The 10,039-nt window shown below is 68.6% G+C and carries 7 protein-coding genes; 6 read left to right on the top strand and 1 reads right to left on the bottom strand.

The window, feature by feature from the left end; all coding sequences use genetic code 11:
* Positions 1–564 precede the first annotated feature (564 nt).
* The 3 genes from VGC13_RS09425 to recF all read left to right on the top strand — a co-directional run bounded on the left by VGC13_RS09425 (position 565) and on the right by recF (position 3,772).
* Complete coding sequence (locus tag VGC13_RS09425; RefSeq protein ID WP_331124989.1) at positions 565–1,389, top strand: enoyl-CoA hydratase-related protein; 825 nt, start codon at positions 565–567, stop codon at positions 1,387–1,389.
* Positions 1,390–1,518: 129 nt separating this feature from the next.
* A complete protein-coding gene (locus VGC13_RS09420) occupies positions 1,519–2,028 on the top strand; it encodes a methylated-DNA--[protein]-cysteine S-methyltransferase (protein ID WP_331124988.1) in 510 nt (169 codons plus the stop codon).
* A gap of 616 nt (positions 2,029–2,644) precedes the next feature.
* Positions 2,645–3,772 carry a DNA replication/repair protein RecF gene (recF, locus tag VGC13_RS09415; RefSeq protein ID WP_331124987.1) on the top strand — a complete coding sequence of 376 codons (1,128 nt, stop codon included), beginning with the start codon at positions 2,645–2,647 and terminating at the stop codon, positions 3,770–3,772.
* Positions 3,773–3,994: 222 nt separating this feature from the next.
* Here recF and VGC13_RS09410 read toward each other — a convergent pair whose 3' ends face one another.
* A complete protein-coding gene (locus tag VGC13_RS09410; protein ID WP_331124986.1) occupies positions 3,995–5,218 on the bottom strand; it encodes a M12 family metallopeptidase in 1,224 nt (407 codons plus the stop codon).
* Between the two features lie 342 nt (positions 5,219–5,560).
* Between VGC13_RS09410 and VGC13_RS09405 the strand changes: the two genes are divergently transcribed.
* The 3 genes from VGC13_RS09405 (at position 5,561) to VGC13_RS09395 (ending at position 9,923) form a co-directional block, all read left to right on the top strand.
* A complete protein-coding gene (locus tag VGC13_RS09405; protein WP_331124985.1) occupies positions 5,561–5,923 on the top strand; it encodes a DUF721 domain-containing protein in 363 nt (120 codons plus the stop codon).
* A 349-nt stretch (positions 5,924–6,272) separates the two neighbouring features.
* A complete protein-coding gene (gyrB, locus tag VGC13_RS09400) occupies positions 6,273–8,255 on the top strand; it encodes a DNA topoisomerase (ATP-hydrolyzing) subunit B (RefSeq protein ID WP_331124984.1) in 1,983 nt (660 codons plus the stop codon).
* 183 nt (positions 8,256–8,438) lie between these two features.
* Positions 8,439–9,923, top strand: a complete 1,485-nt coding sequence (locus tag VGC13_RS09395) for an ATP-binding protein (RefSeq protein WP_331124983.1) — start codon at positions 8,439–8,441, stop codon at positions 9,921–9,923.
* Positions 9,924–10,039 lie beyond the last annotated feature (116 nt).

Raw genomic sequence — 10,039 nt, 5'->3', positions numbered from 1 at the left:
TCCTGCGCGCCGACTGAGAAATCTACTGTCTGCTGCTGGTGCCCCGCCGCACCGCTCCGGCACTGGCTCTGTCCGCCCGTGTCGTAGCCGCGAAGCAGGCACGGCTACCGCGTCTGCCCTCCAGCAATCCGAAAGTAGATTCCTCGGCCCTGCAACCTCTGGTGTGAAAGCAGCTAGGGCGTGGCCGGGCCTCGGAATGACAGCGCTGGTAGATCTGCCTGGATGCGCAGCGTCGGATTCTTGAACACGCTCTCAGGAAGTCATCTCTTCTTTGTGAGTTTGGGGGTTTGGCAACACCCTCTGAGAGCCGCATCTCTCTCACGCACGCGGGATATTGAGGGGATAAACGTCACGACTTCTCGCGCGGTGTCGCCTCGGGTGTGGGATGGTGGTCAGGACGCGGCGCGGTCCGTGTGGGTCGAGATCGTCATGCGCGTCGAGCCCTTGGGCGGCGGCTGGGAGGCGTTGCCCGGCCTTCCCGGTGCGCGTAGCTTGTCCGCCGCGAAACCGTGTCCGGAGGGGACCCCTTTCGCACTCTCGCACCTTTGCACTTTCGCACTCCCCATGGCCGACTACAGCAACATCACGCTCGACGTCCAGGACCGCATCGCCACGCTGTCCGTCAACCGGCCCGACAAGCTGAACGCGCTCAACGAGCAGACCATCCGCGAGCTGGGGATGGCCATGGACGAGATCGAGCAGCGCGACGACATCGGCGGGGTGATCCTGACCGGCGTGGGCGAAAAGGCCTTTGTGGCCGGCGCCGACATCGCCGAGCTGTCCAAGATGGGGCCCGTGGACGGCATCGAGGTGAGCCGGCTGGGGCAGCGCGTCTTTCGCCGCATCGAGCTGTCGAAAAAGCCCGTGATCGCGGCGGTGAACGGCTTTGCGCTGGGCGGCGGGTGCGAGCTGGCGCTGGCCTGCCACCTTCGCATCGCCGGCGAGAACGCGCAGTTCGGGCTCCCCGAGGTAAAGCTGGGCATCATCCCCGGCTACGGCGGCACGCTGCGCCTGCCGCGCATCGTGGGCAAGGGCCGCGCGCTGGAATTGATGCTGACGGCGCAGTTCATCAAGGCGGACGAGGCGTACCGCATCGGCCTGGTCAACAAGGTGGTTCCCAGGCCCCAGGCGGCCGAGGGGCAGGAGGCCCCCAGCGCCAGGGACGCGCTGCTCGCCGAGGCGCGGGCGATGATGGGCGTGATCCTGGCCAACGGCCCCATCGCCGTGGGCCTGGCCATCGAGTGCACCACGCGCGGGATGGAGATGTCGGTGGATGACGGGCTGGCCATGGAGAGCAACCTCTTCGGCCTGCTCGCGGCGACCAACGACATGCGCGAGGGGATGCAGGCGTTCCTGGACAAGCGCAAGGCGGAGTTCACGGGACGCTGAACGACAGGTACAGGTGCCCAGGCTCGAGTGCCCAGTGGGTGTTCCTGAACCTGGGCACTGGAACCCGGCACTGATGTACTCCGGAGGCTGAGGATGGCGACAAGACCGGCTGCGACAAGAGCTCCGCGGATGGCACCGTCGTCCGCCGTAAAGCGGCTGCTGCTGCCGTCGCCGGTGGGGCCGCTGTTCGTGGAGTACGACGAGGCGGCGGTGCGCTACATCCACTTCTGGCCGCAGGGCGCGCACCCGCCGGCCGGCACCCGCGTGCAGCCCACGCGCGACGACCCGCTGGGGTGGAAGGTGGCCGAGCAGCTGCGCGAGTACTTTGCCGGCACGCGCCGCGACTTCGACCTGCCGCTGTCGCCGGAGGGCACGGAGTTCCGCCGGCGCGTGTGGAACGCGCTGCGCGAGATTCCCTACGGCCAGACGCGCACCTACGGCCAGGTGGCGGACGCGCTGGAGTGCCGGGCTCCGCGCGCCGTGGGCCAGGCCAACCGCCACAACCCCATCCCCATCGTCATTCCCTGCCACCGCGTGCTGGCCTTCAACGGCATCGGCGGATACGCGGGCCAGTGGGACAAGGGCGAGGGCCTGGACCGCAAACGCTGGCTTCTGCGCCACGAAGGCGTGGAGATCTGATCCGGACCGCCGGGCCCCGCATCCATGAGCGAATGAATTCGCCGTTGGAAATGCGCAAAGTCCGCCTGCGCGGACTGTAGCCGCAGCATCGGCACACGAAGCCGGCCCCTGCGACGCCGACGCGAGGTCCTTCGGTCGCGCGCCGGGCGCGGTGTACGAGAAGGTTCGCCGCGGCGCTCCCTCAGGAAGTCACGGGCTCGTTGTGGAGCGGCTTGTCACCGGGTAGCGGACGCGCCGGTGCGTGGAACGCCGCACACCGCCGGGCCGCCGAGTCCGCGCAGGCGGACTTTGTGCCGTTGTAGCCGCGGTTTCAACCGCCCGGGACGGAGCCGGCTGGTCACCCGGTAGCGGACGCGCCGGTGCGTGGAACGCCGCACACCGCCGGGCCGCCGAGTCCGCGCAGGCGGACTTTGCGATTTTCCCGCGGCGAATTCATTCGCTCCTGCAGGCGGACCGCGATCGATCCTTCGGAATCGCGCGACTCGGGTGTGGTCGTGTCGCCACGATCTCCCGGGACGGACCCGCCGGAGCGCACAAGCCTCCGCCGATCGACCACTTTCGCACTCCCGCACTCCCGCACTCCCGCACTCCCGCACTCCCGCACTTTCGCACTTCTTTGCACCTCCATCGCCTTCACCTGCGCAACTACCGGAACTTCGCCGAACAGGTGCTGGAGTTTCCGGCGCAGGGCGCGGCCATCGTGGGCGACAACGGCCAGGGCAAGACCAACCTGCTCGAGGCCATCTACTACCTGGAGATCTTTCGCTCCTTTCGCGGCGCGCCCGACGAGCAGCTGGTCCGCTTTGGCGAGGAGGTGTTCCGCGTGGAAGGCCGCCTGGCCGACGACGAGGGGCACGAGCGCTCCGTCTCGGCCGCGTTCGACCGGCGCGCGCGCAAAAAGAAGGTGGCCGTCAACGGTGGCGAGCCGGAGCGGCTGGGCGACGCGCTGGGGCAGGTGGGCGCCGTCATCTTCTCGCCCTCGGACGTGGAGCTGGTGTCCGGCGGGCCGGGCGCCCGGCGGCGCTTTCTCGACATCGTCCTTTCCCTGGCCGAGCCCGGCTACCTGCACGCCGTGCAGCGCTACCGGCAGGCGCTCTTTCAGCGCAACACGCTGCTGCGGCAGAACAGCCCCCGCGCGCTGGTCGAGGCGTGGGACGAGGGGCTGGTCCTTTCCGGCAGCCGGGTGGCGGCGGCGCGGGCGGCGTGGGTGGCGGAGCGGTCGGAGAGCTTTGCCACGCACTACGCCCGCGTGGCCGGCGGCCAGCCGGGGCGCATGGCGTACGCCCCCTCCGCGCCCGAGATGGGCGGGGCCGTGGCCGAGGCGCAGGTGGCCGTCGCCTTTCGCGAGGCGCTGGGCCGCAGCGCCGACCGCGAGCAGCGCCGGGGGATGACGCTCGTCGGGCCGCACCGCGACGACCTGCGCTTCACCATCACGGGCGCGGAGGGGGCGGCGCTGGAGCTGCGGACGTACGGCAGCGGCGGCCAGCAGCGCACCGCCGCCATCGCCCTGCGGATGGTGGAGGCCGAGACCATCCACGCCGCACGCGGCCGCGAGCCCATCATCCTGCTGGACGACGTGTTCGCCGAGCTGGACCCCGGCCGCTCGCAGCGCATCGTCGACTGGATCGAGACCGAGGAGGGCGGGCAGGTCATCCTCACCTCCCCCAAGCCCACCGACTTCGAGCTGCGCGGCCAAGTGCTGCCCCGCTGGGGTATTCGCGACGGCGTGGTGCTGCCGGGGTAAAAAGCCGCCAGGCGTGGAACGAATCAGGGGAGGCCGGGAATCCCGGCCTCCCCCTTCTGCGTCGTCCGTCCGCCCGCGCCCGTCATACCGGATCCGGAAAAAAAAACAGCTTTACGGGTACAGAGGAACAGAGTCAGACAGAGGAACCAAGATGATATTTCAGCTCGCTTCCTCTGTCTGAATCTGTTCCTCTGTACGATCATGCTTTTTCAGGATCTGGTATCAGCAGGGGCCGATGGGGGCCGGCACGCGCCCGGCGGCGCCGACGATCCCGTCCGGGAAGTGCGCCCGGAACTCCCACTCGTACACCCGGTCCTCCGACTCGTAGTCGGTTTCGAACGAGTTGCAGTAGGTCTGCCCCGTGTACGCGCCGCCGTTGTAGCTGGTGCCGCTGACCGTGACGGGCGCGCTCTTGTACTCCTGCGAGTACGACCACCCCGTCTGGAAGTTGCGGCGCTCGTAGCGCTCAACCGTCACCACGGTGTAGTGCGTGGCGCCGGGCGAGGCGCTCCAGCCCAGGATGGCGCTGCCCCAGGAGTTGGTGACCGTCACGTTGAGGGGCTGGCGCGGCTGGTAGATGTAGTTGATGGTGCTGATGTCCGACTGCGCCATCCCGACCCGCTGCCCCATCTGGCTGTCCAGCCCGCGCTTGGAGGTGATCGTCGTCGCGCCGCCGATGCCGAAGGCGGTTGGCCCGTAGTGCATGATGGAGCCTTCGTTGTAGGCGAAGACATACGTGCTTCCGCTGCAAAGCTTGTTGAAGTTGTGCTCCTTCCCCGGCAGCACGTTGCCCAGGTTGATGGTGACGAAGCTGTCGCGGTCGCAGCGGCTCTGCTCGTGCCACATCCCCAGCGAGTGCAGGATCTCGTGGGCCACCACGCCCGTGGTGCCCGCGCACCCGGTGGTGAGGTTGATGGTCTGCCCTCCGCCCTGCCGGCCCGTGGGCGAGTTGCAGAGACTGTCGTGCGGAACGAAGCGGATCCAAGAGGCCTCGCTGGTCCGCTGCCTGAACGACACGCCTCCCACGCTGCCGGACACGAGGTTCATGGCGTTGCGGATGGTCTGCTGCTGCGTCGCGGTGAAGCGGCCGTCGATCTCGAACGGCACCACACCGGCCGTCCAGCGGTAGCTGGACCCGTTGATGAATACGCCGTAGCGCGGTCCGGAAGGCGCGCGCACCAGCTCGTCGCGCGTCTTCGCAAGCCGGTCGGCGCGGCCCAGGACGATGTCGCCCTCGAAGATGGCCAGGCCGTCGGACACGGCGAAGCTGACTTCTACCGGCTCGCCGCCGGGCCCGTAGATCCACCCCCTGCGAACGTCGGTCGAGGAAGGAGCATCGACGGCGGGCGTTCCGGGTGCTTCTGGTTCCGCCGCGAAAGGGGCGTCCTGGCAGGCGGCCACGAGCGCGGCCAGCGCCAGCAGGGGGAGCATGCGTGCTTGGTTCATGGGAATATCGGGAGAGAAGATGTTGGTCAGGTGGTTGGATTTCACGTTCCATATGGTGTCCGCAACCGGACAGGTACATGATGCGCCGCCGGCCGCGTCGGCCGCATGGGGAAGTTGACCTATCCGCCCCGAACCGGCGCGCACGGGATTGCGCCATCCCCGCGGCCCGCCCGTCTCCCGCGGCGAACGCCGAGGCGCCACGGGGCGGCGTGGCGGGGAATGTCCCACCCCAACCGGCTGTGGAACGAGGCGGGGGCACGCCCCTACGCAACGTGGTTTCGCGCACGCGCGGGCGATGCTAAATTACCCGGTCAGCCATCCCGTCCCCGCCGCAGGCACACCGTGAACCGCACCCGCGATCCAGGCACCGGAAAACCCACCGCCGTGGGCGACGTGCTCGCCCGCTTCCTGGAGCGCACGGGCATGGCGCCCAAGGTCGAGGCGGCGTCCGTCATCCCGGAGTGGGCCGAGCGCGTGGGGCCCGCCATCGCCGCGGTCACCGAGCCGCTGCGGGTAAGCGACGGAACGCTCGTGGTGGCCGTGCGCAACTCGGCGTGGCTGATGGAGCTCAACATGATGAAGGCCGACCTGATGCGGCACCTGAACGCCGGCCGCGGCGCAAAGGCCGCCAGCCGCATCGACCAGATCATCTTCGTGATGGGCTCCGGCGAGGCGGTCCAGGGCCTGCGCCCCGCCGGACGGTAGCGTTCGCGGAACGGCGTGGTGTGCGGATGCCGTCGCGTGAGGGATGCGCGCCCGCAGGGCCGGGAACACGGCGCGCACGCACGATCGTGGAGGGAACGCGTCGAGAAGGGTGAGCGCCGTGGGCTCGGCGCCGTTGGCAACCGTCGTATCGTTGCCTGCGGCGCGCGCAGCCGGCCCGGAGCGCAGCGGAGGGGCACGCCCAGACCCGCGGTTGGTTCAAACCCCTCCGAAACACCTCCTAACCCGTTGCGCACGCTGAACTTTCGGCACGCGTTCGGTGTACGGGAAGCAGCACGAAGATCGACCGCCAGAAGCCGGCGAAGAACCAACCAGGCGACAACCAGAGGCCATGTCAACGAACGGCGCAGAGGCAAACGACTACAACGCTGGCCAGATCCAGGTGCTCAAGGGCCTGGAGGCGGTCCGCAAGCGCCCGGGCATGTACATCGGCTCCACCAGCGCCCGCGGCCTGCACCACCTGGTGTACGAGGTGGTCGACAACTCCATCGACGAGGCGCTGGCCGGCCACGCCGACAAGGTCGACGTCACCATCCACGCCGACAACTCCATCACCGTGGTCGACAACGGCCGCGGCATTCCCGTGGACCTGCACCCCACCGAAAAGGTGCCCGCGGTGGAGCTGGCGCTGACGGTGCTGCACGCCGGCGGCAAGTTCGACAACGAGGGCGAGGGGTCGTACAAGGTGTCCGGCGGCCTGCACGGCGTGGGCGTAAGCGTGGTGAACGCGCTGAGCGAGTGGCTGCGCGTGCAGGTGCGCCGCGACGGCAAGGTGCACGAGATCGCCTTCAGCCGCGGCGACAAGACCAAGGAGCTGGAGGTCATCGGCACCACCACCGAGCGCGGCACCAGCGTCAGCTTCAAGCCCGACCCGCAGATCTTCGAAGAAACCACCTTCGCGTTCGACACGCTGAGCAACCGCCTGCGCGAGCTGGCGTTTCTCAACAAGGGCGTGCGCATCTCGCTCACCGACGAGCGCCCGGCCGGCGAAGAGGGCGGCGAGGTTCGGCGCGACGACTACCACTACGAGGGCGGCCTGCGCGAGTTCGTCGAGCACCTGCGCGGCACCCGCAAGCCGCTGCACGCCGACGTCATCTACATCGAGGCCGCGCGCCCCGAGGCCGAGATCGAGATCGCGCTGCAGTACGACGACGGGTACAACGAGAACACGTTCACCTTCGTCAACAACATCAACACCCACGAGGGCGGCACGCACCTCACGGGCTTCAAGGCGGCGCTCACGCGCAGCATCAACGACTACGCGCGCAAGACCGGCCTCTTCAAGAAGGGCGGCCTGGACGCGCTGAGCGGCGACGACGTGCGCGAAGGGCTTACGGCCGTCATCAGCGTAAAGGTGCGCGAGCCGCAGTTCGAGGGGCAGACCAAGACCAAGCTGGGCAACAGCGAGGTCAAGGGTGCCGTGGAGACGGTGGTCAACCAGAAGCTCAGCGAGTTCCTGGACGAGACGCCGGGCGTGGGCCGCGCCATCATCGAAAAGGCCGTCAGTGCCGCCCGCGCCCGCGAGGCCGCCCGCAAGGCGCGCGACCTTACGCGCAAGAAGAGCGCGCTGGAGACGGGCGTGCTTCCCGGCAAGCTGGCGGACTGCAGCAGCAGCAACCCCGAGCTCACCGAGCTGTACATCGTCGAGGGCGACAGCGCCGGCGGCAGCGCCAAGCAGGGGCGCAAGCGCGAGTTCCAGGCAATCCTGCCCCTCAAGGGCAAGATCCTGAACGTCGAAAAGGCGCGCTTCGACAAGGTGCTGAGCAACGAGGAGATCCGCGCCATCATCACCGCCATCGGCACCGGCATCGGCGAGGACGAGTTCACGCTGGGCAACGCGCGGTACCACAAGGTCATCATCATGACCGACGCCGACGTGGACGGCAGCCACATCCGCACCCTGCTGCTCACCTTCTTCTTCCGGCAGATGCGGCAGCTGCTGGACGAGGGGTACATCTACATCGCGCAGCCGCCGCTGTACCTGGTCAAGAAGGGGAAGCAGGAGCGCTACGCCTACAGCGACGCCGAGCGCGACGAGATCCTGGCCGCCTTCCGCGGCCCCGCCGGCGACGGCGCCGAGGGAAAGAGCGAGCGGGGCATTCACGTGCAGCGCTACAAGGGCCTGGGCGAGATGAACCCCGAGCAGCTGTGGAAGACCACCATGGACCCCGAGGTCCGCACGCTGCTGCAGGTGACCATGGAAGACGCCGTCGAGGCCGACGCCGTGTTCACCAAGCTGATGGGCGAAGAGGTGGAGCCCCGCCGCCAGTTCATCGAAGCCAACGCCCGCTACGTCCGCAACCTGGACGTCTGAGCGCGGCTCTCGTGGCCGATATGGAACGAGCCTGCCGGCACCTGCCGGCGGGCTCGTTTTCCTTCGGAAACAAGGCGCTCTCCACCGTGTTGCCGAAGCTTGCCTGCGCTCTATGGGTGCATTACCATACAGGCATACCTGTATGTAGGTATACCTGTATGTAGGCACGAAGATATGGATCTGGTGGATCGAGAGCGCGAAACCGCCGAGCTGCGGGCACTGGCGGACAGCGGTACCCTCAAGCTGGCGCTGCTGTACGGGCGCAGGCGGGTGGGCAAGACGTATCTGCTCACCAGCATCTGGGATCCGGAGCGGGCGTTCTACTTCACGGCGTCGGCGACGGCTCCGGAGATCAACCGCCGCGTGCTCATCGAAGAAGCCGCGCGCTGGTCGGGCGAAGAGCTGCGCCCGCAGGAGCACGGCACCTGGCGCAGCGTCTTTCGCGCGCTGCTGGAGATGGCGCCCGACCGTCCCATCGTGGTGGTGCTCGACGAGTTCCAGTACCTCGCCACCGGCGAAGCGGGGCTCAGGGAGGTCGCGTCGGAGCTGAACGCGGTGTGGGAGGGAAGGAGCCGCCGGTCCGCCGGCCTGCTGCTGGTTCTCGCGGGCTCCGCCATCCACACCCTCGAAGCGCTCAAGGACGGCGGCTCGCCGCTCTACGGCCGCCTGAACTGGTCGCGGCAGCTGTGCCCGTTCGACTACCACGACGCCGCGCGAATGGTGCGGGGCTACGGCGCCGTCGACCGCATCCGTACGTACGCGGCGTTCGGCGGCGTTCCCCGCTACCTGCGTCCCGTGGACCCGCGCCGAAAGCTCGACGACAACATCGTGGACCTGCTCCTCTCGCCGACCGGCGAGGTGCGTCTGCAGCTGGAGACGGTGCTGAGCCAGGAAGAAGGCCTGCGCGAGTACACGCGCTACCAGGGCATCCTCAGCGCGATCGGCGTCAAGCGTCGTCTCCTGGGGCAGATCGCGGCCGACCAGGGGCAGGCGCTGGACGGCAACTTTCGCCGGATCGTGGACCGCCTGGTCGAAATGGGCTACGTGGAGACGGAGCGCAACTTCGACGAGGGCGGCAACCGGGCCCTGCGGTACCGCATCGAAGACCCGGCGCTCCGGATGTACTACGGCCTGGTGCTCCCCAACGAATCGGCCATCGCCAGCGTGGGCGCACAAACGGTCTGGCGGGAGCGGCTGGCGAGCCAGGCGTTTCCGGCGTACGTCGGCCAGCACGTTTTCGAAGACGTGGTGCGCCAGGCGTACCTGCGGCACCAGTCCGTGCGCGGCCTGCCCCTGGTGGAGCGGTGGGGGCGCTGGGCGGGGGCCGACGCCGCGCGGCAGGACGTGGAGATCGACGTGGTGGCGCGGCTGCTGGACGGCGGCGTGATGACGGGCTCGGTGAAGATGCGGACGCGGCCCGCGGACGCCACGGTGCTCCTGGAGCATCTGGGCGCGCTCAGGCGGCTGGCCGACAGCGGGCGCGCGTGGGCGCGCGAAGCGCTGGACGCGCGGGCTCCGCTGCTGTTCGTCTCCGCGGCCGGCTTCAAGGACTCGTTTCGCCACGCCGCAGCGGACCTCGGCCACCCTCTGATCCTGTGGTCGGTCGACGACCTCTTCCGAGAGGGTGTTGCTAAACCTCAAATCCATAACGAAGCGGTGACTTCCTGAGGGAGCGCACCACGTCCAACCAGAAGCCACACTACGGATTGCGCGCGACCGAAGGACCTCGTTTCGGTGGCGCAGGGGCCAGATCAGGGCACGGGACCAGCCCCGTCGTTCTGCTG

The sequence above is a fragment of the Longimicrobium sp. genome, from assembly GCF_036399255.1.
Taxonomy (GTDB): Bacteria; Gemmatimonadota; Gemmatimonadetes; order Longimicrobiales; family Longimicrobiaceae; genus Longimicrobium.
The sequence above is the reverse complement of the archived record's forward strand: the minus strand, read 5'-3'. Positions and strand labels throughout refer to the sequence as shown.

Coding starts and splice junctions, on each gene's coding strand:
- VGC13_RS09425 (WP_331124989.1), top strand. CDS start 565: ATGGCCGACTACAGCAACATCACGCTCGACGTCCAGGACCGCATCGCC.
- VGC13_RS09420 (WP_331124988.1), top strand. CDS start 1,519: ATGGCACCGTCGTCCGCCGTAAAGCGGCTGCTGCTGCCGTCGCCGGTG.
- VGC13_RS09410 (WP_331124986.1), bottom strand. CDS start 5,218: ATGAACCAAGCACGCATGCTCCCCCTGCTGGCGCTGGCCGCGCTCGTG.
- gyrB (WP_331124984.1), top strand. CDS start 6,273: ATGTCAACGAACGGCGCAGAGGCAAACGACTACAACGCTGGCCAGATC.